The organism is Kitasatospora azatica KCTC 9699 (assembly GCF_000744785.1).
Lineage (GTDB): Bacteria > Actinomycetota > Actinomycetes > Streptomycetales > Streptomycetaceae > Kitasatospora > Kitasatospora azatica.
In genome coordinates this window covers 2427314-2453181 of record NZ_JQMO01000003.1, presented here as the reverse complement: position 1 = coordinate 2453181, position 25868 = coordinate 2427314, and the positions used below count along the sequence as shown (strand labels likewise).

Here is a 25868-nt window from a genome sequence, read left to right as displayed (position 1 = left end):
AAGAGCCCATCCATGCTCCGATTTCTCATCCGCCGGGCGCTCGGCGCGATCGTCATCATCTTCCTGCTGATCTGCTTCACCTACTTCGCGTTCTTCTCCGGCGCCACCGACCCGGCCGCGATGAACTGCCCGAAGGGCTGCACCCCGCAGCTGCTGGAGCAGATCCGCCAGAACATGCACCTCAACGAACCGGTCTGGCAGCAGTTCTGGCACTACTTCAGCGGCCTCTTCGTCGGTCAGGACTTCGGCTCGGCCGGCCACTGCGCCGCCCCCTGCTTCGGCTACTCGTACAACGCGCAGCAGTTCGTCTGGGACCGGATCGCGGCCAACTACCCCGCCACCTTCGTGCTGGCGATCGGCGGCGCGGTCTGCTTCCTGGCGATCGGCGTGGGCCTGGGCATGCTCTCGGCGTGGAAGCAGGGCACCGTCCTGGACCGGATCGCCAGCTCCGTCTCGCTGGTCGGCCAGTCCACCCAGATCTACTTCGTCGGCCCGCTGGCGATGGCGCTCTTCGTCTACAACCTCAAGTGGCTGGACCGCCCCCAGTACGTCCCCTTCACCGAGGACCCCTGGGGCTGCTTCATGGGCATGATCCTCCCCTGGCTGGTCATGTCGATCATCTTCTGGGCCAACTACACCCGCCAGGTCCGCTCGCTGATGCTCGAGCAGCTCTCCGAGGACCACATCCGGGCGGCCCGGGCCAAGGGCATGTCCAACCGCTACGTCTGGTGGCGTTACGCGCTGCGCGGCGCGATGGCCCCGATCATCACCATCTTCGGTATCGACCTGGGCGCCGTCTTCTCCGGCGCGATCATCACCGAGGTCACCTTCACCATCCACGGCCTCGGCTACCTGGCCGTGAAGTCGGTCAGCCAGGCCGACCTGTACCTCGAGCTCGGCGTGCTGATCTTCAGCTCGACCGCGATCCTGCTCTTCAACATCATCGTCGACGCCGCTTACGGTCTCCTCGACCCCCGGGTCCGGCTGGGATGACCCCCACCGCATCCGTGACTGTTCCGCACCACCCCGCCCCCGAGGAGATCCGACCGTGAGCACCCTCACCAAGTCCGCGACCGGTACCGCACCCCAGGCCGGCTCCGCCTTCCTCTCGGTGCGCGACCTGCAGGTCCGCTTCCGCACCGAGGACGGCATCGTCAAGGCCGTCAACAACCTGACCTTCGACCTGGAGAAGGGCAAGACCCTCGGGATCGTCGGTGAGTCGGGTTCCGGCAAGTCGGTGTCCAACCTGGCCGTGATGGGCCTGCACAACCCGAAGAACACCACCATCGAGGGCTCCATCAACCTCGACGGCCAGGACCTGCTCGCGGCCTCGCAGAAGGATCTCGAGAAGCTCCGCGGCAACAAGATGGCGATGATCTTCCAGGACGCGCTGGCCGCGCTCTCGCCGTACTACACGATCGGCCGGCAGATCGCCGAGCCGTTCATGAAGCACACCGGCGCGAACAAGCGCGAGGGCCGCGAGCGCGCGATCGAGATGCTGCGCCGGGTCGGCATCCCGCAGCCGGACCGCCGGGTGGACGACTACCCGCACCAGTTCTCCGGCGGTATGCGCCAGCGCGCCATGATCGCCATGGCCCTGGTCTGCGACCCCGAGCTGCTGATCGCCGACGAGCCGACCACCGCCCTGGACGTCACCGTGCAGGCGCAGATCGTCGACCTGCTCAAGGACCTCCAGCAGGAGAGCGGCACCTCGATCATCTTCATCACCCACGACCTCGGCGTGATCCGTGAGATCGCCGACGACGTGCTGGTGATGTACGCGGGCCGGGCGGTCGAGCGCGGCACCATGCGCGAGGTGCTGAAGACCTCGCAGCACCCGTACGGCTGGGGCCTGCTGAGCTCGATCCCGCGGATCAACGCCGCGGTGGACGTCCCGCTGGAGCCGATCCCGGGCACCCCGCCGTCCCTGCTGAACCCGCCGAGCGGCTGCGCGTTCCACCCCCGCTGCACGTACCGTGAGCTGGTGGTCGGCGACAAGTGCAGCACCGAGCGCCCGCCGCTGGAGCTGGCCAACGGCCACCTGTCGGCCTGCCACCTCACCCCCGCGCAGAAGCAGTCCATCCTCACCGAGCAGATCCTGCCCCGGCTGAGCAGCTGAGCCTCGGTAAAGGAGCCAAGGAAATCCCATGAGCGCAGAGCAGACTCTGACCAAGTCGCAGGGCGCGGCCCCCGTACCCGGCGCCACCCTGCTGGAGGTCAACGGCCTCACCAAGCACTTCCCCGTGATGGGCGGCTTCCCGTTCAAGCGGCAGGTCGGCGCGGTGCAGGCGGTCGACGGTGTGAGCTTCAACGTGGCGGAGGGCGAGAGCCTGGGCCTGGTCGGTGAGTCCGGCTGCGGCAAGTCGACCACCGGCCGGCTGATCACCCGCCTCTACGAGCCCACCAGCGGCTCGATCAAGTACCAGGGGCAGGAGATCGCGCACGCCTCCCGCAAGGAGCTGGCGCCGATCCGGTCCGAGATCCAGATGATCTTCCAGGACCCGTACTCCTCGCTGAACCCGCGGCACACCGTCGGGACCATCATCGAGAACCCGATGGAGATCAACGGGATCAACCCGACCGGCGGCCGCGCCGCCCGGGCCAAGGAGCTCCTGGAGATCGTCGGCCTGAACCCGGAGCACTACAACCGGTTCCCGCACGAGTTCTCCGGCGGCCAGCGCCAGCGCATCGGCGTGGCCCGCGCGCTCGCGCTCAACCCGAAGCTGATCGTGGCCGACGAGCCGGTCTCCGCGCTCGACGTGTCGATCCAGGCCCAGGTGGTCAACCTGCTGCAGGGCCTGCAGCGCGAGATGGGCATCGCCTTCGTCTTCATCGCCCACGACCTGTCGATCGTGCGGCACTTCTCGCAGCGCGTCGCGGTGATGTACCTGGGCAAGGTGGTGGAGGTCGCCGACCGCGACTCGCTGTACACCAAGCCCCGGCACCCGTACACCCACGCGCTGCTCTCGGCCGCGCCGGACGCCGACCCGGACAACGTCTCGGCCGAGCGGATCCGCCTCACCGGCGACGTCCCCTCGCCGCTCAACCCGCCGTCCGGCTGCCGGTTCCGCACCCGCTGCTGGAAGGCCACCGAGAAGTGCGCCACGGAGGAGCCGCCGCTGATCCAGCTCAGCGGCAACGCCCCCGGCCACCTGACGGCCTGCCACTTCCCGGAGGAGGGCGACACCACCCGCCGCCCGGCGGCCGCCGACGCGCTCCCCGAGCAGCGCAGCACCCAGGGCTGAGCCAGTCCCCTGGTGGTTCAGCCGAGCAGCACGCAGGGCCCCTCCTCCGGGAGGGGCCCTGCGGCGTTACCGGCCGGCCGTCCAGCAGCACCCGGACCGCGCCGACCCCCGGCGCCAGGGCCGACAACTGCACCAGGGTGGCGAGGACCATCGCCAGGGCCCGGGCACCGCTGCGGTGTTGGCTGTCCTCGGCGGGGCGGGCAGCCGGCGCGGTGGGGCGGCCGGCGGTGACAGTGGGGCGGACGCCGCCCGATCCTGCTGGATGCTCACGTGCTTTCCGCGCTCCCCCGGTCGTCCGCCGCCCGCTCCGCCGCGAAGTGGCACGCCGAGTCGTGGGCGGCGAGACCGTCCAGCCAGGGCGGGGCGGCCAGCAGCGGGACCTCGACGGCGCACTTCTCCTGGGCCTTCCAGCAGCGGGTGCGGAAGCGGCAGCCGGAGGGCGGGTTGGCGGGTGACGGGACGTCACCGGTGAGCACGATCCGGTCGCGGGACTGGCGCGCGGTGGGGTCGGGCACCGGTACGGCGGAGAGCAGCGCCTGGGTGTAGGGGTGGGTGGCGTGCTCGTAGATCTCGGCGTCCGAGCCGAGCTCGACCAGCTTGCCGAGGTACATCACGCCGACCCGGTCGGAGATGTGCCGCACGATCGACAGGTCGTGGGCGATGAACATGTAGGAGAGGTTGAACTCGCCCTGCAGCTGCTCCAGCAGGTTGATCACCTGGGCCTGGACCGAGACGTCCAGCGCGGAGACCGGCTCGTCGCAGATGATCACCTCGGGCTTGAGCGCCAGGCCGCGGGCGATGCCGATCCGCTGCCGCTGACCGCCGGAGAACTGGTGCGGATAGCGGTTGATGTACTCGGGGTTGAGCCCGACCACGTCCAGCAGGTCCTGCACGGCCTTGCGGCGGTCGCCCTTGGGCGCCACCTCGGAGTGGATCTCGTACGGCTCGCCGATGATGTCACCGACCGTCATCCGCGGGTTGAGCGAGGTGTACGGGTCCTGGAAGACCATCTGGATGTTGCGCCGCACCGCCTTCAGCGCGCCGCCGCTCAGCCGGGAGATCTCCTCGCCCTTGTAGCGGACCGAGCCGCCGGTGGCCGGCTCCAGGTTCATCAGCACCTTGGCCAGCGTCGACTTGCCGCAGCCCGACTCGCCGACGATGCCCAGCGTCTCGCCCTTCATCAGGTCGAAGGAGACGCCGTCGACGGCCTTGACCGCGCCGACCTGCTTGCGGAAGACCACGCCCTTGGTGAGCGGGAAGTGCTTGATCAGGTCCCGGATCTCCAGGATCGGCTCGCCACTGGAGACCGGCTGGGCGAAGGCTGCCACCTCCGGCTGGGCCGCGCCGAGCGCGGTGGCGCCGTCATTCGTCATGGAGCGTCTCCTTCCAGAAGTGGCAGGCGCTGGCCCGCCCGGGCTGCGCCGCTCCGCTGTCGTCGGTCACCGTGAGCAGCGGGGGCAGGGTCACCCGGCAGATGTCCTGGGCGCGCGGGCAGCGCGGGTTGAACGGGCAGCCGGGCGGGATCCGCAGCAGGTTGGGCGGCAGGCCCTTGATGGCGTAGAGCTCCTGGCCCTTCTGGTCCAGCCGCGGGATCGAGTCGAGCAGGCCGCGAGTGTACGGGTGCGCGGGGCTGGCGTAGAGCTCGTGCACGGGGGCGGTCTCGACGATCCGCCCGGCGTACATCACCGCGATCTTGTCGGCCACGTCCGCGACCACGCCGAGGTCGTGGGTGATCAGGATCAGGCCCATGTGGTACTCGGCCTGCAGTTCCGCGAGCAGGTCCATCACCTGGGCCTGCACGGTGACGTCCAGGGCGGTGGTCGGCTCGTCGGCGATGATCAGGTCGGGTTCCAGGGCCAGCGCCATCGCGATCATGATGCGCTGGCGCATGCCGCCGGAGAACTGGTGCGGGTAGTCGTTGACCCGCTGGGCGGCGGCCGGGATCCGCACCCGCTCCATCAGCTCGATCGCCTTGGCCTTGGCGTCCTTGCGTGAGGTGCCCCGGTGCGCGCGGTACATCTCGCCCAGCTGGAAGCCCACGTTGAGGACCGGGTTGAGCGAGGAGAGCGCGTCCTGGAAGATCATCGCGATCTTCTGCCCGCGGATCTTGCGACGCGTCTCCTTGTCCATGGCGAGCATGTCCTCGCCGCGGAACAGGATCTGGCCCTGCGGGATCCGGGCCGGCGGCATGTCCAGGATGCCCATGATGGCCTGCGCGGTGACCGACTTGCCGGAGCCCGACTCGCCCAGCACGGCGAGCGTCTCCCCCGCGCTGACGTTGTAGTTGACCCCGTTGACGGCCTTGGCCACGCCGTCCCGGGTCTTGAACTCCACGTGCAGGTCCCGGACGTCCAGCAAGGGCGTGCCGACGGTGGTGGTCATGATGCGGAGCCCCTCTCTCTCAGCGCAGCTTCGGGTCGAGGGCGTCGCGCACCGCGTCGCCGAGCATGATGAACGCCAGCACCGTGATGGAGAGGGCGGCGGCCGGGAAGAACAGCACGAACGGCGCGGTGCGGATCACCCGCTGGGCCGAGGAGATGTCGATGCCCCAGGAGATGGTCGGGTCCTGCAGGCCGATGCCCAGGTAGCTGAGCGTCGCCTCGGCCGCGATGTAGCCGCCGAGCGCGATGGTGGCCACCACGATCACCGGCGCGACCGCGTTCGGCAGGATGTGCCGCAGCATGATCCGCCCGGTACCGGCGCCCAGCGCCCTGGCCGCGGTGACGTAGTCGGCCTGCTTGACCGTCAGCGCCGCGCCGCGCATCACGCGGGCGATCTGGGTCCAGCCCAGGAAGGCCAGCGCGAAGACCACGCTCCACACCGTGCGGTGGGTGAAGGAGTTCAGGATCACCAGGGCACCGAGCAGCAGCGGGATGCCGAAGAAGATGTCGACCAGACGGGAGAGCACCGCGTCGATCCAGCCGCCGAAGTAGCCCGCGACCATGCCGGCCAGCCCGCCGGTGATCGCCACCGCCAGGGTGACGCAGATGCCGACCGTCATCGAGGCCCGGGCGCCGTACAGCACCCGGGCGTAGATCGAACGGCCCTGACCGTCGTAGCCGAACCAGCCGGCTCCGAAGAAGTCGGTCCAGTTCGGCCGCTTCAGGTAGTTGTTGACCAGGTCGGCCTTGCGCGGGTCGGCGTCGGTGAACAGGCCGGGGAAGATCGCGATGATCACCAGCAGCACGATCAGGAACGCCGAGATGATGAAGATCGGCCGTCGGCGCAGGTCACGCCAGGCGTCCTGCCAGAGACTCCGGGCTTCTTCCCGCTTCTCCGGATCCACCTCCAGCAGCTGGTCCTGTTCGACCGTCATGCCCTGGCTGCCCGCGAAGTCCAGCGCGTGCGTGTCCGGCAACCGGGTGTGGGTCGGGTTGTTCGGGTCGAAGGGCTCGGGCTCAGGCATACCGGATCCTCGGGTCCAGGACCGCGTAGAGCAGGTCGACGACGAGGGAGGCGACCAGGTAGACGATCACCAGCACGGTGACCACGCCGACCACGGTCGGCCCCTCCTTGTGGCTGATCGCCTGGTAGAGCAGGTTGCCGACACCTTTGATGTTGAAGATGCCTTCGGTGACGATCGCCCCGCCCATCAGCGCCCCGAGGTCGGTGCCCAGGAAGGTCACCACCGGGATCAGCGAGTTGCGCAGCAGGTGCCGGGTGATCACGGTGCGCTGCGGCAGGCCCTTGGCGATGGCGGTGCGCATGTAGTCGGCGCGCCTGTTCTCGCCGATCGAGGTCCTGGTCAGCCGGGCCACGAAGGCCAGCGAGAGCGAGGCGAGCACCACGCCCGGCAGGATCAGCTGGGTGATGTCGGTGGAGTCCTGCACGGTCGGTGTGACCCAGCCCAGATTGGTCGCGAAGATCGTCTGGGCGATGTAGGCCAGCACGAAGACCGGGATGCCGATCACGACCAGGGTCAGGATCAGCACCAGGCTGTCCAGCATGCTTCCCCGGTACAGCCCGGAGAGCAGGCCCAGCGGGATGCCGATGAAGATCTCGCAGAAGAAGGCCACCAGGGCGAGCCGGATGGTCACCGGGAAGGCGTCGCCCATCAGGGAGGTGACCGACCGACCGGTGAAGCTGGTGCCGAAGTTCCCCTGCAGCAGGTTCGACATGTAGTGCAGGTACTGCTTCCAGATCGGCTGGTCGAGGTAGTACAGGTGCCGCAGCTGGGCCACCTGGGCCGGGTCCGCGGCCTTGTCGCCGTAGAGCGCGGCGATCGGGTCGCCCGGCAGGGTGTAGACCATCAGGAAGATCAGCAGCGTCGCGCCGATGAAGACCGGGATCATCTGCAGGATCCGCCGGAGCACATAGGTGCCCATCGCTCCTCCGTCCTCGGTGGGGCCTAGTGGCTTGGCCCCGCCCTCCGAGCGGGAGGGCGGGGCCGGCTGGAGTGGGCGTCAGCCCTTGACCTGGACCTGGGTCCAGACCGGGTTGCCGAACGTGTCGAAGGAGACGTTCTGCACCTTGGTGGAGTAGCCGGAGTTGGTCCGGTAGTACCAGAGCGGGATGGACGGCATGTCGACCGCCAGCACACCCTCGGCCTGCTGGTAGCCGGTCTCCGAGTCCTGCACGGTCGGCGCCTCGTCGGCCTGCTTGGCCAGCTGGTCGAACTGGGCGCTGCTGTAGCCGGTGTCGTTGGAGGAGGCACCGGTGCGGTACTGCTGCGCCAGGAAGTTGGCGTTCAGCGGGTAGTCCTGCACCCAGCCGCTGCGGAAGGCGCCGTCGAGCTGCGAGTGGCTGGTGACCGCCCCGCGGAAGGTCTTGAAGTCCGGCTTCGGGTCACCCGTGCAGTTCACGCCGGTGTTCTGGCGGATGTTGTTGCAGACCGCGTCCACCCACTCCTTGTGGCCGCCGTCGGCGTTGTAGGTGATCTTCAGCGAGTTGCCGGGCACCCCGCCGCCCTCCTGGATCAGCGTCTTCGCCTGCGCGACGTCGAGCTTGCAGGCGGTGCAGGTGCCGGCCTTGTAGCCGGCGACGCCCTGGGCGGTCCAGGCGCTGGCCGGCGCGCGGGAGCCCTGCAGCACCGTCTTGGTGATGGTGTCCCGGTCGATCGCCATCGACAGGCCCTGGCGGACCTTGTTCAGGTTCGCGCCCGACCAGTCCGGCTGGTAGAGCGTGAAGGCGATGGTCTGGATGGCGCCCTGCGGGGAGTCGATGGCCCGGGAGCCGAGGTCGTTCTTGTAGGTGGCCAGCGCCGAGGGCGGCACCTGGTCCATCACGTCCAGGTTGTTGGACTGCAGGTCGGCGTAGGCGGCCTCGGCGGTGCTGTACGCCTTGAAGACCACCCCGCCGTTCTTCGGCTTGTCCACGCCCGCGTAGTTGGCGAACGCCTTGGTGACGATCTGCGAGTTGTGGTCCCAACTGACGAACTGGTAGGGGCCGTTGCCGATCGGCTTCTGGCCGAAGCCGGTCGGGTCGTTGAAGAACCCGGCCGGCAGCGGGGAGAAGGCGACGTAGCCGAGCTTGTACTCGAAGTACGAGACCTTGTTGGCCAGCTTGATCGTGAAGTGCGTGTCGTCCGTGACGGTCAGCCCGGACATCTGGCCCTGGGCCGGGTTGCCGGCCTTGGGGTGCACGTCGGTGTACCCCTGGATGTCGGAGAACCAGTCGGAGTTGATCTGGTTGTTCTTGATGTTGGCCGACCAGTTCCAGGAGTCGACGAAGCTCTTCGCCGTGACCGGCGTGCCGTCGTGGAAGGTCCAGCCCGACTTCAGCGTGACGTTGAAGGTCTGCGAGTCACTGGTGTCGATCTTGTCGGCCACCTGCATCCGGAGCTGTCCGTTGGCCGGGTCGTAGTCGACCAAGCCGCGGAACAGGTTCTGCACCACCCGGCCGCCATTCGTCTCGTTGGCGTTGGCGGGCTGCAGGGGGTTCTGCGGCTCGCCGCTCTGGTAGGTGAAGGTCGCGTTGGCATTGGACGAGCTGCTACCGCCGCCGCTGCTGCTGCAACCGGTCGCGACCAGGGCGACCGCCGTCGCACAGGCCAAAGCCCAACGAACGCGAGTGGCTCCAGGCATGGAGGTCCCTCCTCATGGGGTGTGTGTCGCATCACACCCCATTCGAAGGGAGCCGCCCAGGCGACGCACCCGCAGCAGGGCCACACGAGCGCGCGGTGCCGCCGAACGGGTGAGCAAGAACGCCGTCAGCCGGCTCCCCCCTCGCGGAGGAAGCCGGCTGACGGTGTGTGAGAAGGCGCGGGTCAGTTCTTCTTGGCCCGGGAGGCGGTGCGACCGCGCTCCTTCTGGTCCAGCACGACCTTGCGGATGCGCACGGTCTCCGGGGTGACCTCGATGCACTCGTCCTCGCGGCAGAACTCCAGCGACTGCTCCAGCGAGAGCTTGCGCGGCGGCACCAGGTTCTCGGTGGTGTCGGAGGAGGCCGCACGCATGTTGGTGAGCTTCTTCTCCTTGGTGATGTTGATGTCCATGTCGTCCTGGCGCGAGTTCTCGCCGACGATCATGCCCTCGTACACCTCGGTGGTGGGCTCGACGAAGAGCGTGCCGCGCTCCTGGATGCCCATCATGGCGAACGGCGTCACGACGCCCGCGCGGTCGGCCACCAGCGAGCCGTTGTTGCGCATCCGCAGCTCGCCGAACCACGGCTCGTGGCCCTCGAAGATGCTGTGCGCGATGCCGGTGCCGCGGGTGTCGGTCAGGAACTGGGTGCGGAACCCGATCAGGCCACGCGAGGGAACGATGAACTCCATGCGCACCCAGCCGGAGCCGTGGTTGGTCATGGTCTCCATGCGGCCCTTGCGGACGGCCATCAGCTGGGTGATCGCGCCGAGGTACTCCTCGGGGCTGTCGATCGTCATCCGCTCGACCGGCTCGTGCACCTTGCCGTTGATGACCTTGGTGACCACCTGCGGCTTGCCGACGGTCAGCTCGAAGAGCTCCCGGCGCATGGTCTCGACCAGAATGGCCAGCGCCAGCTCACCACGGCCCTGCACCTCCCAGGCGTCGGGACGCTCGGTCGGCAGCACGCGCAGCGAGACGTTACCGATCAGCTCGCGGTCCAGGCGGTCCTTCACCATCCGGGCGGTGACCTTGTGGCCCTTGCCGCCCTTGCCGACCAGCGGCGAGGTGTTGGTGCCGATGACCATCGAGATGGCCGGCTCGTCCACCGTGATCAGCGGCAGCGCGACCGGGTTCTCCAGGTCGGCCAGGGTCTCGCCGATCATGATGTCCGGGATACCGGCGACGGCGCAGATGTCGCCGGGGCCGGCCACCTCGGCCGGCTTGCGGGTGAGCGCCTCGGTCATCAGCAGCTCGGTGATCTTGACCTGCTGGATCGAGCCGTCCCGCTTCATCCACGCGACCTGCTGGCCCTTGCGCAGCTCGCCCTGCTCGACGCGGCAGAGCGCGATGCGGCCGAGGAAGTTGTCGGCGTCCAGGTTGGTGACGTGCGCCTGCAGCGGGGCGTCCTCGTCGTACTCCGGGGCCGGGACGTGCTCGAGGATGGTGGAGAAGAACGGCTCCAGCGAGTCGCTGTCGGCCGGCACGGTGCCGTTCTCCGGCTTGGTCAGCGAGGCGACGCCGTCACGGGCACAGGCGTAGACGATCGGGAACTCGATCTGGTCCTCGGTGGCGTCCAGGTCCAGGAACAGGTCGTAGGTCTCGTTGATGACCTCGTCGATCCGGGAGTCCGGGCGGTCCGTCTTGTTGATGCACAGGATGACCGGCAGCTTGGCGGTCAGCGCCTTGCGCAGCACGAAGCGGGTCTGCGGCAGCGGGCCCTCGGAGGCGTCGACCAGCAGCACGACCGCGTCCACCATGGACAGGCCGCGCTCGACCTCGCCACCGAAGTCGGCGTGGCCGGGGGTGTCGATGATGTTGATGGTGATCGGCGCGCCACCCTCCTTGGGGTGGTACTTGACCGCGGTGTTCTTCGCGAGAATGGTGATGCCCTTCTCGCGCTCCAGGTCGTTCGAGTCCATCATGCGGTCGTCAAGGTGCTGGTGGGCCGCGAAGGCGCCGGCCTGCTTGAGCATCGCGTCGACCAGGGTCGTCTTGCCGTGGTCGACGTGGGCGACGATGGCGACGTTGCGGATGTCATTGCGCGTGGGCATGCGGAGCGAACTCTCCCGGAGTCGTGGGTTGTGGCGCCCCGGCCTGTCCCGGTCCACCCGCCGGGCGTAACATGCCACGGCTTGTCCTATGGTACGTGGCCGCCGACGGGTCCCGCGAAGCGGACGGCCTGCTCAGCGCTGGAACCCGAGGTCCTGGAAGCGCGGCCAGCCGAAGCCGTAGGCGCCCGCACCGGCCACGGAGGACCGCACCGCGACCAGCTCGGGGCGCTGGTAGAGCGGGACCGAGTGGCCCAGCTCCCAGATCCGGGCGTCGGCCTGCTGCAGCAGCGCGGTGCGCTTGACCTGGTCGGGTTCGGCGGCGGCCCGGTCGAAGAGCTGGTCGATCTCGTCGGTGCCGGTCCCGCCGAAGTTCAGGCCGGCCACCGGCTTGCCGTCGGTTCCCGGGCGCGGTTTGGCGTAGAGCGGGCGCTCGTCCACGGCCGGGAAGGCGGTGGCCGGCCAGGAGAAGAGCGCGAGGTCCCAGTCGCCGCCGGCCAGGTGGTCGTGGACGAAGCCGGCCGCGGGCACCGCCTGCGGGTGCAGGGTCACGCCGGCGGTGGCCAGCTGGGCGGTCAGCGCGTCGGCGGTCCGGCGGGCGGTGGCCGATCCGTCCGGGTAGAGCAGGTTCAGCTCGAGGTGCAGCTCCTTGGCGCTGGCGCCGAGCGCCGCGCTGTTGTCGCGGTAGCCCTCCTGATCGGCCATCAGCAGGTGGTTGCCCAGCGTGGTGGCGGGCAGGCCGAGCGGGGCGAGCGCGGCCTCGGCGAGCTTCCTGCGGTCCACGGCGGCGGCGATCGCGCGGCGCACGGCGGCGTCCGCCAGCGGGCCGCGGGCGCCGTTCAGGGTGAGCTGGGTCCAGGCGGGAGCGGCGGCCCGGTGCAGGGTGATGCCGGGCAGCGCCTCGGCCCGCTTCAGCGCCTGCACCGAGGAGTCCAGCGCGTCGGCGGACTTGGCCAGCGGCGGGTGGTCGACGGCGCCCTCCAGGGCGGCCACGTCGACCTGGTTCTGGTCCAGCGCGTCCAGGCGGTTGGGCGTGGCCAGGAAGTCGATCCCGTCGACTTTCACCGCATCGCCCCACCAGCGCGGGTTGCGCACCAGCGAGGCCTTCCCGCCCTTGGCGTCCAGCGACTTGACCGTCAGCGGCCCGGCGCTCAGCGGGGTGCCGGCGAAGCCGGTCGCGGCCGGGTAGAGCGGACTGAACAGCGCCTGCCACTCGGGGTACGGCTGCCGGAAGACCACCTTCACCTGGTGCGGGTCCGCGCCCGGGGCGACCGACTCGATCGCCGCGTAGCCGGGGTGGTTGGCGCGCAGCGCCGTCCACTGGGCGGTGAAGTCGGCGGCGGTCAGCGGGGTGCCGTCGCTCCAGACCGCCTTGGGGTTCAGGCGGTAGGTGACGGTCCGGTCGGCGACCTGGGCACCGGCCAGGTAGTCGGGGTCGGCGAACGGCCGGGCGTGGTCGTCCAGCCGGTAGAGGCTGGGCAGCAGCGCGTGCGCGATCAGCGCGGTGTCCGCCGGGGCGTCGGCGGCGTACACGTCCAGCGAGGCGGGCACCTCGTCCACCGCCCAGCGCAGCGTGCCGCCGTCGCGGACCGCGCCGCGGTCGACGGGGGTCAGGTCCCGGGCGGCCTGGGCGGACGGGGCGGGGGCCGGTCCGCCGGAGCAGGCCGACAGTGTGCCGAGCAGCAGCACGGCGGCGAGCAGTCGCTTCATGGGACCACTCAACTCCGGCCCGGTGCAGAAAAGCTGACGGCACGACAAGCTGACACTCGGTTGGCCGAACAGGTCTCGTCAGAACCCTTCCCCGGGATTGTGATCAACGTCACACTCGCAGGATGACCTTAGCGATCCCGGAACGTACCCTCCGTACCGACCGCTGGTGGCTGCCGCAGCTGACGACGGCGGCCGGTCTGCTGGTCTTCATCGCCTACTCGACCTGGCGGGCCTTCGAAGGCGCGCACTACTACGCGGCGCCGTACGTCTCCCCGTTCTACTCCCCCTGCCTGGCCGCCGACTGCGTGCCGATGCGGGCCGGCGCCGACTGGGCGGTGGTCGGCGACTGGTGGCGGCTGTCGCCGGCGCTGCTGGTGCTGGTCTTCCCGCTCGGCTTCCGGCTGACCTGCTACTACTACCGCAAGGCGTACTACCGGGCCTTCTGGTCCTCGCCGCCGGCCTGCGCGGTGGCCGAGCCGCACGCCAAGTACACCGGCGAGACCCGGTTCCCGCTGGTCCTGCAGAACCTGCACCGGTACTTCTTCTACCTGGCCATCCCGGTCGCCGGGATCCTCAGCTACGACGCGGTGCTCGGCTTCCGGGACGCCGCCGGGAACTGGGGGCACGCCGGCCTCGGCACCCTGGTGCTGCTCGCCAACGTGGTGCTGATCTGGGCGTACACGCTCTCCTGCCACTCCTGCCGGCACATCGTCGGCGGGCGGCTGCGGCACTTCTCCAAGCACCCGGTGCGCTACCGCGCCTGGCAGCTGGTCGGTCGGCTGAACGTCCGTCACATGCTGCTCGCCTGGTGCTCGCTGGCCTCGGTCGGGCTGGCCGACCTGTACGTGTACCTGGTCTCGTCGGGCGTCTTCGCCGATCCGAAGCTGTTCTGAGAGGGAGCCCCCGTATGGAGGAGTACGACGTCGTGGTGGTCGGCGCCGGCGGGGCCGGACTGCGGGCCGCGATCGAGGCCCGGCAGCAGGGGCTGCGGGTCGCGGTGATCTGCAAGTCGCTCTTCGGCAAGGCGCACACCGTGATGGCCGAGGGCGGGATCGCCGCCTCGATGGGCAATGCGAACAGCGCGGACAACTGGCAGGTGCACTTCCGCGACACCATGCGCGGCGGCAAGTTCCTCAACCACTGGCGGATGGCCGAACTGCACGCCAAGGAGGCGCCGGACCGGGTCTGGGAGCTGGAGACCTGGGGTGCGCTGTTCGACCGGACCAAGGACGGCCGGATCTCCCAGCGCAACTTCGGCGGGCACGAGTACCCGCGGCTGGCCCACGTCGGCGACCGCACCGGACTCGAGCTGATCCGCACCCTGCAGCAGCAGGTGGTGGCGCTGCAACAGCGGGACCACCGGGAATCGGGCGACTACGAATCAGGCCTGAAGGTATTTCAGGAATATACGGTTACGCGAATATTGAAAGACGGTGAACGCGTCGCCGGCGTCTTCGGCTACCGGCGCGAGAGCGGCCAGTTCTTCACCATCGCCGCACCCGCCGTGATCCTGGCCACCGGCGGGATCGGCAAGTCCTTCAAAGTGACCTCCAACTCCTGGGAGTACACCGGCGACGGGCACGCGCTCGCACTGCTCGCCGGCGCCCGGCTGCTCAACATGGAGTTCATCCAGTTCCACCCGACCGGCATGGTCTGGCCGCCCTCGGTGAAGGGGATCCTGGTCACCGAGTCGGTGCGCGGCGACGGCGGGGTGCTGCGCAACAGCGAGGGCAAGCGGTTCATGTTCGACTACGTCCCCGAGGTCTTCCGCGGCCAGTACGCCGAGACCGAGGCGGAGGCCGACGGCTGGTACGCCGACCCGGCCGCCCACCGCCGCCCGCCCGAGCTGCTGCCCCGCGACGAGGTCGCCCGGGCGATCAACTCCGAGGTCAAGGCCGGGCGCGGCACCCCGCACGGCGGGGTCTACCTGGACGTCTCCAGCCGGCTGCCGGCCGAGGAGATCATCCGGCGGCTGCCCTCGATGCACCACCAGTTCAAGGAGCTCGCGGACGTGGACATCACCCGCGAGCCGATGGAGGTCGGGCCGACCTGCCACTACGTGATGGGTGGCGTCGAGGTGGACCCCGACACCGCGGCCAGCCCCTCGGTGCCCGGTCTGTACGCCTGCGGCGAGGTGGCCGGCGGGATGCACGGCTCCAACCGGCTGGGCGGCAACTCGCTCTCCGACCTGCTGGTCTTCGGCCGCCGGGCCGGGCTGCACGCAGCCGAGTACGCGCGGGGCCTGGGCGGGCGCCCGGTGCCCGAGCGGGCCGAACTGGACGCGGCCGCCGCCGAGGCGCTGGCACCGTTCGGCGAGGGCCGGGAGCACCCGTACGCGCTGCACCAGGAGCTCCAGCAGACCATGAACGACCTGGTCGGCATCATCCGGCGGGCCGGCGAGATGAAGCAGGCCCTGGACCGGCTCGCGGTGCTGCGCCGACGGGCCGCCGAGGTCACCGTGGAGGGCCACCGCCAGTTCAACCCCGGCTGGCACCTGGCCCTGGACCTGCGCAACATGCTGCTGGTCTCGGAGTGCGTGGCCCGCGCCGCGCTGCTGCGCCGGGAGAGCCGCGGCGGCCACACCCGGGAGGACTGGCCGGGCATGGACCGCGACTGGCGCCGGGTCAACCTGGTCTGCTCGCTGACGGACCAGCAGGTCGAGGTGGTCCGGCAGGCCAACCCGCCGTTCCGCGCCGACCTGCTGGCCCTGTTCGACCGCACCGAGCTGGCGAAGTACTTCACACCGGAGGAGCTGTCCGATGAGCTATGAGTTCCGGGTCTGGCGCGGGGAAGCCGGCCAGGGCGGGTTCGTGAGCTACCAGGTCGAGGTCAACGAGGGCGAGGTGGTGCTCGACGTGGTGCACCGGCTGCAGGCCACCCAGGCGCCCGACCTGGCCGTGCGGTGGAACTGCAAGGCGGGCAAGTGCGGCTCCTGCAGCGCCGAGGTGAACGGGCGGCCGCGGCTGCTCTGCATGACCCGGATGTCGGTGCTGCCGCCCGGCGAGCCGGTGGTGCTCACCCCGCTGCGGGCCTTCCCCCCGGTCCGCGACCTGGTCACCGACGTGGGGTTCAACTACGCCAAGGCCCGCGAGGTCCCGGCCTTCGTGCCGCCACCCGGACTGGCGCCGGGCGAGTACCGGATGCGGCAGCAGGACGTGCAGCGCTCGCAGGAGTTCCGCAAGTGCATCGAGTGCTTCCTCTGCCAGGACACCTGCCACGCGGTGCGCGACCACGAGGAGAACAAGGCCGCCTTCGCCGGTCCGCGCTTCCTGATGCGGGTCGCCGAGCTGGACATGCACCCGCTGGACGCCGCGGCCGAGAGCGGGCTGGACCGCAAGAAGGACGCCCAGGAGCTGCACGGCCTCGGCTACTGCAACATCACCAAGTGCTGCACCGAGGTCTGCCCCGAGCACATCAAGATCACCGACAATGCGCTGATCCCGCTCAAGGAACGGGTCGCCGACCGCAAGTACGACCCGCTGGTCTGGCTGGGCAACAAGATCGGGCTGCGCCCCAGGGACTCCAAGGACTCCGGGGACTCCAAGGGCTCTGGGGAGCAGACCGACTAGAAGCCCAGCTCGAACCAGACGATCTTGCCGTGCGGGGTGCGGCGGCTGCCCCAGCGTTCGGCCAGCAGGCTGACCAACTGCAGGCCGCGGCCGCCCTCGTCGGTCTCCTGGGCGCGGCGCTGGCGGGGTTGGGCGTAGCCGTCGTCCCAGACCTCGCAGACCACCGTGGTGTCGCGCAGCAGGCGCAGCCGGATTTCGCCGCGGCCGTGCCGCAGCGCGTTCGTCACCAGCTCGCTGACCAGCAGCTCGGTGGTGTCGACCAGCTCGTCCAGACCGCGTACCAGCAGCCAGCCGCAGGCCAGCTCGCGGGCCTTGGCCACCGAGGTCGGCTCGGGCGGCAGCTGCCAGTCGCCCACCGCGTCCTCGGGGAAGGCATGGACCCGGGCCATCAGCAGCGCGATGTCGTCCTCGCCGTGGTGCGGGTCGAGCTCGCTGAGCACCTGGTCGCAGAGGGTCTCCAGGACCGGGCCGCCGTTCTGCAGCGCGGTCCGGAAGGCCAGCAGGCCCTCGTCCAGCTGGTGCTTGCGGGATTCCACCAGGCCGTCGGTGTACAGGCCGAGCAGGGCGCCGTCCGGGAGGGTCAGCTCGACCTCCTCGAAGGGCTCGCCGCCGACGCCCAGCGGCAGACCCGGCGGCACGTCCAGCATCCGGGCCGGCTCGTCCGGGCTGAGCAGTACCGGCGGCAGGTGCCCGGCGTTGGCGAAGGTACATCGCCGGGTGACGGCGTCGTAGACCGCGTAGACGCAGGTGGCCAGGTAGACCTCGACGGCCTCCTCGTCCACCTGGCCGTGCCGGCCGTAGCCGGGCAGCGGTCCCGGGCCGGGGTCGCCGAGGCCCCGGGCGATGTCGTCCAGCGCGCCGAGCACCTCGGCCGGCTCCAGGTCCAGCATGGCCAGGGTGCGCACGGCGGTGCGCAGTTGGCCCATCGCGACGGCGGCCCGCAGGCCGCGGCCCATCACGTCGCCGATCACCAGCGCGGTGCGGTGGCCGGGCAGCGCGATCACGTCGAACCAGTCGCCGCCGACCTCGGTGTTGTTGCTGCTGGGCCGGTAGCGGCAGGCGATCTCCAGGCCGCTGGCCTCCGGGTTGCCCGGGGGCAGCAGGCTGCGCTGCAGGATCAGCGCCCGCTCGTGCTCGCGCCGGTAGAGCCGGGCGTTGTCCACGCAGACGGCCGCCCGGGCGGCGATCTCCTCGGCGATCGCCACGTCCCGGGCGTCGAACGGCTCGCTGCCGATCGCCCGGGAGAGCTGGATCAGGCCGAGCACCACGTCCCGGGCCACCAGCGGCACCACCAGGGTGCTGCGCAGCAGCGGGTCGGGGCCGGGGTCGGGGATCGCGCTGCGCCCGGTGCGCAGCGCGCGGGCGTGCGGGGAGCGCGGCGGGTAGCAGAGCGTGCCACCGGCCTCGGCGGCGGCCAGGTGCGAGCTGTAGCCGTGCTGGCCGTAGGCCTGCGGATCGCCGCCGAGCACCGCGGCGGCGCCGCCGACCACGCTGGAGACGGCGACCCGGCGCAGTTCGCCGCTGCCGTCGTACGGGTTGCCGTTGGCGCCGGAGAGCGACGGGCCGGTCTCACCGGAGAGCAGCGCCGAGTAGAGGTCCACCGTGGCCAGGTCGCAGAACTGCGGGACCACCACGTCCAGCAGTTCCTTGGCGGTGGTCTCCAGGTCCAGGGTGGAGCCGATGTGCGCGCTGGCCTCGTTGACCAGGGCCAGGTTGCGCCGCACCCCGGCGGCCTCGCGCTCGGCCACGTGCCGGCTGGTGACGTCGTTGACCTGCCCGGCCACGCCCATCGGCCGCTCGCCGGGGCCGGTCAGCCGGTAGAGCGAGATCGCCCAGCGGCGCTCGCCGGCCCGGTTCGGCAGCGCGCTGTTGAACCGCAGGTCGACCACCGGGTCGCCGCTGTCCAGCACCTGGCGCAGCGCGGCCTGCAGCCGCTCGGCCTCGGCGGTCGAGAAGAGCTCGTGCGCGGTGACGCCCGCCAGTTCCTCCTGCTCGACGCCGACCGCGTCGGCGAAGGCCTGGTTGACCCGCTGCAGCCGAAGGTCGCGGTCGAACAGGAAGAATCCGCTCGGGGTCTGGCCGAAGACCGCCTCGGAGGCGGCCAGGTCGGTCTCGATCCGGCGCAGTTTGCCGAGGTCGACGGCGAGGCAGAGCGCGCCGGACGTGGTGTCCTCGGCGGATCCGTCGACGCCGGCGGCGCCGGCCGCGGGCATCAGGTAGATCTCGGCCAGGCCCTCGGCGCCGTCCCGGTCGCGGTAGGGCGCGGTGCCGACCCACTCCTCGCCGGCCAGCGTGCGTTCCAGCCGGGCCCGGCCCTTCTGCCAGTGCTCGCGCGGGACGAAGGTGGTGACCGGGTCGGCGCCGACCGCCTCGGCGGCGGGCAGCGCGAAGAAGTCGGCGGCCCGGTCGCTCCACTGGCTGATCCGGCCGTCGGGGCCGATCGCGAAGGTGGCCACCCGGATGTAGGCGTAGATCGACCCGGGGTCGGCGTCGCCCCAGCGGGCCGGCTCCGGCAGTGGCGCCGAGGGCCTTTTGCGGGCCCGCTCACGGGCTTGCTCACGGCCCTGCCCGGGGCTCTGCTGGCGGGCCGGCTCGCGGGCCGCCAGGGGTACGGCTGCCGGTGCGCCGGACTGTCCGGGCACGGCGGCATGACCGCTGCCAGTCAGCGCTTCCCGCGCCGGCATGCTGTTCAAGGACCGACCCCTCCAACCCGCGACCATCCGGATGTCGAGAAGACCGAGTATTCATCATCCAGGGGCGGGCGCACACGCCCCTGACATCACAACATCAAATCGAGCGAAGGTTTTTGTTCCCGGTCTTGCGCTACCAGCCTGCCACGCTCGCGCCCCTGGTCCGCTTCCGTGCGCCCGCTCGAACTATTGTCATGCACAGTCCCCGCATCGCCACCGATCGCGCCCCGAAAATCGAAGACCTGCGCGATCAATCCGCTCGGTTCATTCCCGATTCGCTTCCTTCCCCGGCAATTCCTGCTCGAACCAGACCACCTTGCCCATTCCCTCGGCCCTGGCGCCCCAGCGCAGTGCCAGCCGCCGGACCAGTTCCAGCCCCCGGCCGCCCTCGTCCGCCTCGGCCGCGTGGCGCTCCCTCGGCGGGTCGGGCAGCGGGTCGGAGATCTCCACCAGCAGCGTCTCGCCGAGCGTGAGCCGGACCCCGATCGGGGCACTGGCGTACCGCACCGCGTTGGTCACCAGCTCGCTCACCAGCAGTTCGGCCACATCGGTGAGCTCCTCGATCACCCACTCCTGCAGCACGCCGCGGACCAGTCGACGGGCCCGGGAGACCGCGGTGGGCTCGGCCGGCAGGGTCCAGCCGACGGTCCGGGCCCCCTCCTCGCCGCGGCCCAGCCGGGCCAGCAGCAGCGCCACGTCGTCCGGCTCGCGGCCCTGCTCCATGGTGTCCAGCACCGCCTCGCAGGCGTGCTGGATCGACGGGTAGGGCTTCTCCAGCACCGACTGCAGCCGGCCCAGGCCCACGTCCAGGTCCTTGTCCCGGGACTCCACCAGGCCGTCCGTGCAGAGCGCCAGCACGCTGCCCTCCGGCACCAGGAGTTCCACCGCCTCGAACGGCACCCCGCCGACCCCGAGCGGCGCACCCGAGGGCAGGTCCAGCACCCGGCCCTCGCCGCCGGGCAGCGGGCTGCCGGTGCGGGCCGGTCCCGGCGTCGGCGGATGGACCAGGATCGGCGGGATGTGGCCCGCCTTGGCCACCGTCAGGCGGGCCGTGGCCGGGTCGTAGACGGCGTAGACGCAGGTGGCGAAGAGCGCCTCGTCCGGGCCCTGGGCGAGGTCGTCGGCCAGCTCGTGGACGTGCCGCAGCAGCACCCCCGGCGGCAGGTCGAGGGCGGCCAGCACCCGTACCGCGGTGCGCAGCCGGCCCATCGTGGCGGCCGCCCGCAGGCCGTGGCCCATCACGTCGCCGACCACCAGCGCGGTGCGGTCGCCGGGCAGCGGGATCACGTCGAACCAGTCGCCGCCCACCTCGGTGCCGATGCTGCCCGGCACGTAGCGGTAGGCCACCTCGATGCCGGTGGGCTGCGGGACCTGCTGGGGCAGCAGGGTGCGCTGCAGGGTGAGCGCGGCGGTGCGCTCGCGGACGTACAGCCGGGCGTTGTCCAGCGAGCTGCCCGCCCGGTCGGCCAGCTCCACCGAGAAGGCCAGGTCGTCCCGGTCGAAGCCCTCCCGGCGGCCGGCCCGGCTGAGCACCAGCAGCCCGATCACGATCCCCCGGGCCCGCAGCGGGACCACCAGCATGGAATGCGTGCCGAGGGCCAGCGCGGCCCGTACCTTGGGATCACCGGGATAGGTGGCATCCTCCAACTCATCGGCACCGGAGAGGAGTTCGGGCACCCCGGTGCGCAACACCCGGCCGTAGCAGGACTCCTCGGCGAAGCTGATCCTGGCGCCCCGCCGGAGCATCACCTCGACCTCCTCGCCGTCCTGGGTGGCCGCCACCCCGAGCTGCAGCAGCGAAGTGCGCCGGTCGTGCGCGTGCCGCGGCAGGTCGTCGCCGTGCGCCACCGCCTGCAGCAGCACCGCCGCCGCGAAGTCGGCCAGCCTGGGCACCACCGCGCTGGCCAGCTCCTGGGCGATCCGGGAGGCATCCAGCAGGTCGCCGATCCGGGAGCCGAACTCGTTCAGCAGGGCGAGCCGGCGGCGGGCGTGCTCGACCTTGGCCACCGCCCGGTACCGCTCGGTCACGTCCATCACGGTGCCGGAGATGCCGAGCACCTTGCCGCCGCGGTCGGTGAGCCGGCTGTACGAGATCGAGCGGAAGCCGGAGCGCGCGGTCATCGGCGAGGTGAGGGTCACGTCGATCACCGGATCGCCGGTGGCCAGCACCTGACGCTGGATCACGGTGATCTCGTCGGCGGCCCGTTCGGGCAGCGTCTCGCCGGTGGTGCGACCGACGTGCTCCTCGGCGGCCACCCCGTTCATCTCGGCCAGGGTGTGGTTGACGGCGGTGTAGCGCAGCTCGGTGTCGAGTACGGCGATGCCCAGCGGGGACTGCTCGAAGAGCGCGTCGCGCACCGCCAGGTCGCGCTCGACGGCCTGCAGGGCGAGCGCCTCGGCGAGCGCCACCAGGAGGAACGGGGTGCCGTCGCCGTCCACCAGCGGCGAGATCCGGGCCTCCACCGGGACCGTGGGGCCGTCCCGGTGGTGCAGCTGGGTGAGCCCCTTCCAACCGCCGCTGCGCAGCGCGACCCGGAACGCCTCGCGGGTGGCGGTGGCCAGTTGCTCGTCGACCAGCAGCTCCTCGATCCGACGGCCCACCAGCACCTCGCTGGGCCAGCCGAGCAACTCCTCGGCGGCCGGGCTCCACAGCACCACGCGGCCGGCCGTGTCGAGCATCGCGATGGCCACCTTGACCACGTCGAAGAGGCTGCCCTGGGTGTGCTCGCCGATCAGCAGGCCGCGGGTCCGGTCGCCGGTGGGGAAGGGCTCGGCGGGGATGCCGCGGACGCCGGTCCCAGGTGGCGCCGCGGCCTGGGCCCGGCCGCCGGGGTGCGCGGCGGGCTCCGGGCGCAGCGGGGCGGGCGGGCGGGTCGGGGCGGCCGGGGCGGGAGCGGGGTGCGCGGCCGGGCCGCGGGCCCGCAGTCGCGCGCGGGCGGCGGCGCCACCCGGCCGGGTGGCCTGGCGCCGCGCTCTGCCGCCGCTCCCCGTGCTCGCCACCGACCGGGCCTCCCTGTGACCTACCAAGCGTGACGGTTCATGCCGAACTGTGACATACCCAGACCAAACCTGCGCTACCGCAGCGTTTGGGTCATCTTTTCCGATTGGCTCACGGACGCGGCGGCCGTGCGAGCCCGTCAGTGCTCGCCGAGCAGCCGGGCCACCTCGGGGAGGACCTCGCGGTCGTGGTCCAGCCAGTCCACGGCTGAGAGTTCGTCAGGGCCGAGCCAGCGCACCTCGGAGTGGTCCTCCAACGGCTGGGGCTCACCCTCGAGCAACTCGGCGGCCCAGATCCGCAGCACCAGGCCGGCCCGGATCGGCCACTCCCCCGGCAGCCGGGTCAGCGCCCGGGCCCGCACGCCGAGTTCCTCGTACAGCTCGCGCTCCAGCGCCTGCTGCTGCGTCTCGCCGGGCTCGGCCTTGCCGCCCGGGAACTCCCAGCGCCCCGCCACCTCGGCCGGCGCGCTGCGCCGGGCCGCCAGCACCCGCCCCTGGTGGATCAGCGCGCCGCCGACCACGATCCGGTTCTCCATGCGGGGAGCCTAGTAGCCCGCCGGGCCCTGCTCGGGCGTGCTCAGGCCTGCTCGGGCTCGGTCCAGTAGAGCTGCTTGTGCCCGCGCGCCTCCAACTCGGCGGCCAGCCGCTCGGCCTCGGCCTTCGGGAGCTCACGGGCCACCAGGTAGCGGTTGCCGTTGTCGTCCTGGCGCATCACCCGCCAGGTGGGGGTGCGGGGTGCGGTCATGGCGGGAGCGTAGCGCGGCGCGCCCTGGCGACAGGCCCGCTCAGGGAAGCACCCTGCGGGCCCGGCTCGGTGGGGGTCGAGTCGGGTCCGCAGGGTGTGGCCGTCCCCAAAGCCTAGGGACGGCCCGCTACCGGGAGGTACGGACGAGGTTTCGGTGCCGTCACACCCGTGTGGCGCCGGGTTAACGGCAGGTAAGTGACGGAGTCGACGCGGCTCAGACCCGCGCCCGACAGCCGTGACCCGATGATTCGCACCCGACGGACGTCGACGGTGCGGACCGCGCACCGTGCCTTCGCCTACTGCTTCGCACCCCTGCCCCCTGCCCCCGTTGGGTCGTGCTGTGAGGCTCCACCGCGCCGGCCGGGGCCGATCGCGCCCGTGGCACCGCGATCCGCTCGGATGCTCCCGATGCGAACACCTCACATGACGACTATCGCAAGGGTGGACCGGCTGCCGCCTCGGCGCAAGGTCCCGGCCGGGTCCTTCGTGCCCGGCCGGCTCGCGGCGGAGCTCACGAGCCACGCCGCGGCCACCACCGGCCGGACCCGTTCGTACTGTGCCAAGTCCGAACTGTGCCAAGTCCGTACTGTGCCAAGTCCGTACTGTGCCGAGTCGGTGCGCACCGGCATCGGGGTGACGGTGCGTCAGACGCTCTTCGGTGCCCCGTCGCTGCGGGCCGGCTGGTTCAACCAGGAGTCGTCGGTGGAGAGTCCCAGCAGCTTGCGGACCGCCTTCTGCTGGTCGTAGCCGTGGTGGTGGTCGGCCTCCGACATCGCGCGGGCGAGGTCCTCCGCACCGGTGGGCTGGGCGGCCCGCTGCAGCGCCGGGATCCGCTGCTTCAGCTCGGCCAGTTGGGCGTCCACGGCGGTGCGCACCGCCGGCTCCCAGTCGCCGCCCTCCAGCGCCGAGGTCTGGGTCTGCAGCACCGTCGCCATGGTGGCGGCCCACTCGCGGTAGCCGGCCGGGTCGTCGGCGACCGAGCCGGTCGGCCGCTTGCTGCCGGCCTCGTCGATCGCGTCCATCGCCTTCAGGTAGCGGAACTGGGCGCTGGTGGTGTTGCTGACGTCCTTGCGCAGCGAACCGCTGTGCTTGGCGTCGGGGTCGGTGAGGAAGCAGGTGGTCTCGCGGTCGCCGGTGTCCCACTCGTCCCGCTGCGGGTAGAAGTAGTGCACGACCATGCTCTCCGGGATGGCCCAGTCGTCCATCGAGTAGTCCCGCGAGTACTGCTGGCAGACCGGTCCGGCCTGCCGCTTGCGCTCGTCCTCGCCCGGATAGGACATGCCCTGCAGTCGCATCGAGCCGACCACCTCGCCGTCGTGCGGGGAGCTGCAGGGCACCTTGCGGACGTCGCCGCCGGCCCGGTCGAAGCAGTCACCGGTGTACAGGTTCGCGGTGGAGCTGCTGCCGGTGCGCAGCGCGAAGCCGCCGTGGCCCTTGAAGGCGTTCGGCGAGGCGATGCCGATGGTGGCGATCAGGCCGACCATCGAGATCACCAGGCCCGCGACCGCCAGGCCGGTGCCGCGCTGGTTCCGCTTGCGGACCTGGATCAGGCCGGTGACCGAGAAGGCGATCGCCACGGGCCACAGGAAGCAGGTCAGCGCGGTGACCAGGGCGGCGATGGCGAAGCCGTTGGTGCCGGTGGCCTGGGGCTGCGGGACGGGGGCGGCCCAGGCGGTGTAGGGGGCGGGGTAGGGCGGGTAGCCGCTGGGCTGGGGCTGCGGGTGGGAATGCGGGTGGGGCTGGCCGGGGTACGGCGGGTAGCCGGCAGGCTGCGCCGCACCCGGATGCGGGGGCTGACCCGCCACCGCATACGGGTTCGGCGGCTCCGCCGCCCGCTGCTCGTCCCGCTCGTTCTCCGCCGTCATCAGGCCCCCTGCACCCCGCCCGCACCCTTTGTGCACCAGTTCGATGGATGGCGCGGACTCTAGCCCACTCGGCCGACCTCCCGGCGCTCAGCCCCTGGCCAGCACCTCTCCGTGCAGCACGGCGAACCAGCCGTCCGGCTCGACGGCCCAGCGCCGCCAGCCCTCGGCGATCGCGGCCAGCTCCGCCGGGTCGGCGAAGCCCTCGGCCAGAGCGGCGCGGGCCAGGCCGGAACCGGTGGTCCGGTCGGCCCAGGACTCGCCCCACCAGAGCCGCTCGCCGGGGGTCGCGTAGGTCCAGCTGGAGCTGGCGGCGGTGACCTCGGTGAACCCGGCCGCGCGGGCCCAGGCCAGCAGTCGCCGTCCGGCGTCCGGCTCGCCGCCGTTGACCCGGGCCGACCGGCGGTACAGGTCCAACCAGGCGTCCAGTTCGGGCAGTTCCGGGTACCAGGTCATGGCCTGGTAGTCGGCGTCCCGGGCGGCCACCACACCGCCGGGCGCGGTCACCCGGCGCATCTCGCGCAGCGCCGCCACCGGGTCGGCCAGGTGCTGCAGCACCTGGTGCGCGTGCACCACGTCGAACTCCGCTGTCCGGTACGGCAGTGCGTGCACGTCGGCGACCGCGAAATCGACGTTTCCGATGCCGCGCCCGGCGACGTACTCGGCCGCCTGCTCCAGCACCTCGGCCGAGGTGTCGACAGCCACCACCGTGCCCTGCGGGCCGACCAGTTCGGCCAGGTCTGCGGTGATCGTGCCCGGCCCGCAGCCGACGTCCAGCACCCGCAGGCCCGGGCGCAGCGCGGGCAGCAGGTAGCCGGCGGAGTTCGCGGCGGTGCGGGAGCGGTGCGAGCGCAGCACCGCCTCCTGGTGGCCGTGCGTGTAGACGGCCTGCTGGTTCTGAGGATTCGTCATGTCCCCGAGGCTAGTAGGCGTCTCAGGAAGTGAGAAGGTATGTCTTGCTATGCGAGACGGAGTTAGG

Annotated in this window: 19 protein-coding genes; 6 read left to right on the top strand and 13 right to left on the bottom strand. The window is 71.2% G+C overall.

Features of this window, described 5'->3' with window-relative positions; genetic code table 11:
- The first annotated feature begins 12 nt into the window (after positions 1-12).
- The 3 genes from BR98_RS21540 to BR98_RS21530 are packed head-to-tail and all read left to right on the top strand — an operon-like array spanning position 13 to position 3245.
- Positions 13-993 carry an ABC transporter permease gene (locus tag BR98_RS21540; RefSeq protein ID WP_035847002.1) on the top strand — a complete coding sequence of 327 codons (981 nt, stop codon included), beginning with the start codon at positions 13-15 and terminating at the stop codon, positions 991-993.
- A gap of 55 nt (positions 994-1048) precedes the next feature.
- Positions 1049-2119 carry an ABC transporter ATP-binding protein gene (locus BR98_RS21535; protein WP_035846999.1) on the top strand — a complete coding sequence of 357 codons (1071 nt, stop codon included), beginning with the start codon at positions 1049-1051 and terminating at the stop codon, positions 2117-2119.
- 28 nt (positions 2120-2147) lie between these two features.
- Entirely contained in the window at positions 2148-3245 is a 1098-nt protein-coding gene (locus BR98_RS21530; protein ID WP_035846996.1) for an ABC transporter ATP-binding protein, read from the top strand.
- Between the two features lie 266 nt (positions 3246-3511).
- Here the strand turns inward: BR98_RS21530 and BR98_RS21525 are convergent, their stop codons facing one another.
- From BR98_RS21525 to BR98_RS21495, 7 genes are all read right to left on the bottom strand, one after another.
- Positions 3512-4618: an ABC transporter ATP-binding protein gene (locus BR98_RS21525; protein ID WP_051970028.1), complete on the bottom strand. Its 1107-nt coding sequence runs from the start codon at positions 4616-4618 to the stop codon at positions 3512-3514.
- A complete protein-coding gene (locus tag BR98_RS21520) occupies positions 4608-5627 on the bottom strand; it encodes an ABC transporter ATP-binding protein (RefSeq protein ID WP_051970027.1) in 1020 nt (339 codons plus the stop codon). The genes BR98_RS21525 and BR98_RS21520 overlap by 11 nt, the downstream gene beginning before the upstream one ends.
- 19 nt (positions 5628-5646) lie before the next feature.
- Complete coding sequence (locus tag BR98_RS21515) at positions 5647-6561, bottom strand: ABC transporter permease (protein WP_157538196.1); 915 nt, start codon at positions 6559-6561, stop codon at positions 5647-5649.
- 82 nt (positions 6562-6643) lie between these two features.
- The gene (locus tag BR98_RS21510) at positions 6644-7570 is read right to left on the bottom strand and encodes an ABC transporter permease (protein ID WP_035846987.1); all 927 of its coding nucleotides are present in this window, start codon (positions 7568-7570) and stop codon (positions 6644-6646) included.
- A 78-nt stretch (positions 7571-7648) separates the two neighbouring features.
- A complete protein-coding gene (locus tag BR98_RS21505) occupies positions 7649-9268 on the bottom strand; it encodes a peptide ABC transporter substrate-binding protein (protein ID WP_035846984.1) in 1620 nt (539 codons plus the stop codon).
- Positions 9269-9450: 182 nt separating this feature from the next.
- A complete protein-coding gene (gene typA, locus BR98_RS21500) occupies positions 9451-11319 on the bottom strand; it encodes a translational GTPase TypA (protein ID WP_035846981.1) in 1869 nt (622 codons plus the stop codon).
- Between the two features lie 132 nt (positions 11320-11451).
- Positions 11452-13026 (bottom strand): ABC transporter family substrate-binding protein, encoded by a 1575-nt coding sequence (locus tag BR98_RS21495; RefSeq protein WP_051970026.1) that lies wholly within the window; start codon positions 13024-13026, stop codon positions 11452-11454.
- Positions 13027-13148: 122 nt separating this feature from the next.
- Here BR98_RS21495 and BR98_RS21490 point away from each other — a divergent pair, with 122 nt between their 5' ends.
- From BR98_RS21490 to BR98_RS21480, 3 genes are read left to right on the top strand one after another with little or no spacing between them, the layout of a single operon-like run.
- The gene (locus BR98_RS21490) at positions 13149-13919 is read left to right on the top strand and encodes a hypothetical protein (protein ID WP_035846978.1); all 771 of its coding nucleotides are present in this window, start codon (positions 13149-13151) and stop codon (positions 13917-13919) included.
- 14 nt (positions 13920-13933) lie between these two features.
- A complete protein-coding gene (locus BR98_RS21485; RefSeq protein ID WP_035846975.1) occupies positions 13934-15796 on the top strand; it encodes a fumarate reductase/succinate dehydrogenase flavoprotein subunit in 1863 nt (620 codons plus the stop codon).
- Positions 15786-16595 (top strand): succinate dehydrogenase/fumarate reductase iron-sulfur subunit, encoded by an 810-nt coding sequence (locus tag BR98_RS21480; protein WP_051970025.1) that lies wholly within the window; start codon positions 15786-15788, stop codon positions 16593-16595. The genes BR98_RS21485 and BR98_RS21480 overlap by 11 nt, the downstream gene beginning before the upstream one ends.
- On the opposite strand, the gene BR98_RS21475 is transcribed toward BR98_RS21480, so the two are convergent.
- The 6 genes from BR98_RS21475 to BR98_RS21455 form a co-directional block, all read right to left on the bottom strand.
- Entirely contained in the window at positions 16592-19279 is a 2688-nt protein-coding gene (locus tag BR98_RS21475; RefSeq protein WP_083976813.1) for a SpoIIE family protein phosphatase, read from the bottom strand. The two genes, BR98_RS21480 and BR98_RS21475, sit on opposite strands and share 4 nt — an antisense overlap.
- Positions 19280-19549: 270 nt before the next feature.
- The gene (locus BR98_RS21470) at positions 19550-22285 is read right to left on the bottom strand and encodes a SpoIIE family protein phosphatase (RefSeq protein ID WP_051970024.1); all 2736 of its coding nucleotides are present in this window, start codon (positions 22283-22285) and stop codon (positions 19550-19552) included.
- Between the two features lie 137 nt (positions 22286-22422).
- Positions 22423-22818, bottom strand: a complete 396-nt coding sequence (locus BR98_RS21465) for a (deoxy)nucleoside triphosphate pyrophosphohydrolase (RefSeq protein ID WP_035846972.1) — start codon at positions 22816-22818, stop codon at positions 22423-22425.
- Positions 22819-22859: 41 nt separating this feature from the next.
- The gene (locus tag BR98_RS40445) at positions 22860-23027 is read right to left on the bottom strand and encodes an SPOR domain-containing protein (RefSeq protein WP_198042264.1); all 168 of its coding nucleotides are present in this window, start codon (positions 23025-23027) and stop codon (positions 22860-22862) included.
- Positions 23028-23671: 644 nt separating this feature from the next.
- Entirely contained in the window at positions 23672-24892 is a 1221-nt protein-coding gene (locus BR98_RS36520; RefSeq protein WP_051970023.1) for a DUF4190 domain-containing protein, read from the bottom strand.
- A gap of 87 nt (positions 24893-24979) precedes the next feature.
- The gene (locus BR98_RS21455; protein ID WP_035846970.1) at positions 24980-25801 is read right to left on the bottom strand and encodes a methyltransferase domain-containing protein; all 822 of its coding nucleotides are present in this window, start codon (positions 25799-25801) and stop codon (positions 24980-24982) included.
- Positions 25802-25868: the final 67 nt, after the last annotated feature.

Excerpts from the sequence above, each read along its gene's own strand:
- BR98_RS21540 (WP_035847002.1), top strand. The coding sequence starts at position 13 with ATGCTCCGATTTCTCATCCGCCGGGCGCTCGGCGCGATCGTCATCATC.
- BR98_RS21530 (WP_035846996.1), top strand. The coding sequence starts at position 2,148 with ATGAGCGCAGAGCAGACTCTGACCAAGTCGCAGGGCGCGGCCCCCGTA.
- BR98_RS21525 (WP_051970028.1), bottom strand. The coding sequence starts at position 4,618 with ATGACGAATGACGGCGCCACCGCGCTCGGCGCGGCCCAGCCGGAGGTG.
- BR98_RS21520 (WP_051970027.1), bottom strand. The coding sequence starts at position 5,627 with ATGACCACCACCGTCGGCACGCCCTTGCTGGACGTCCGGGACCTGCAC.
- BR98_RS21515 (WP_157538196.1), bottom strand. The coding sequence starts at position 6,561 with ATGACGGTCGAACAGGACCAGCTGCTGGAGGTGGATCCGGAGAAGCGG.
- BR98_RS21510 (WP_035846987.1), bottom strand. The coding sequence starts at position 7,570 with ATGGGCACCTATGTGCTCCGGCGGATCCTGCAGATGATCCCGGTCTTC.
- BR98_RS21505 (WP_035846984.1), bottom strand. The coding sequence starts at position 9,268 with ATGCCTGGAGCCACTCGCGTTCGTTGGGCTTTGGCCTGTGCGACGGCG.
- typA (WP_035846981.1), bottom strand. The coding sequence starts at position 11,319 with ATGCCCACGCGCAATGACATCCGCAACGTCGCCATCGTCGCCCACGTC.
- BR98_RS21495 (WP_051970026.1), bottom strand. The coding sequence starts at position 13,026 with ATGAAGCGACTGCTCGCCGCCGTGCTGCTGCTCGGCACACTGTCGGCC.
- BR98_RS21490 (WP_035846978.1), top strand. The coding sequence starts at position 13,149 with ATGACCTTAGCGATCCCGGAACGTACCCTCCGTACCGACCGCTGGTGG.
- BR98_RS21485 (WP_035846975.1), top strand. The coding sequence starts at position 13,934 with ATGGAGGAGTACGACGTCGTGGTGGTCGGCGCCGGCGGGGCCGGACTG.
- BR98_RS21480 (WP_051970025.1), top strand. The coding sequence starts at position 15,786 with ATGAGCTATGAGTTCCGGGTCTGGCGCGGGGAAGCCGGCCAGGGCGGG.
- BR98_RS21475 (WP_083976813.1), bottom strand. The coding sequence starts at position 19,279 with ATGCCGGCGCGGGAAGCGCTGACTGGCAGCGGTCATGCCGCCGTGCCC.
- BR98_RS21465 (WP_035846972.1), bottom strand. The coding sequence starts at position 22,818 with ATGGAGAACCGGATCGTGGTCGGCGGCGCGCTGATCCACCAGGGGCGG.
- BR98_RS40445 (WP_198042264.1), bottom strand. The coding sequence starts at position 23,027 with ATGACCGCACCCCGCACCCCCACCTGGCGGGTGATGCGCCAGGACGAC.
- BR98_RS36520 (WP_051970023.1), bottom strand. The coding sequence starts at position 24,892 with ATGACGGCGGAGAACGAGCGGGACGAGCAGCGGGCGGCGGAGCCGCCG.
- BR98_RS21455 (WP_035846970.1), bottom strand. The coding sequence starts at position 25,801 with ATGACGAATCCTCAGAACCAGCAGGCCGTCTACACGCACGGCCACCAG.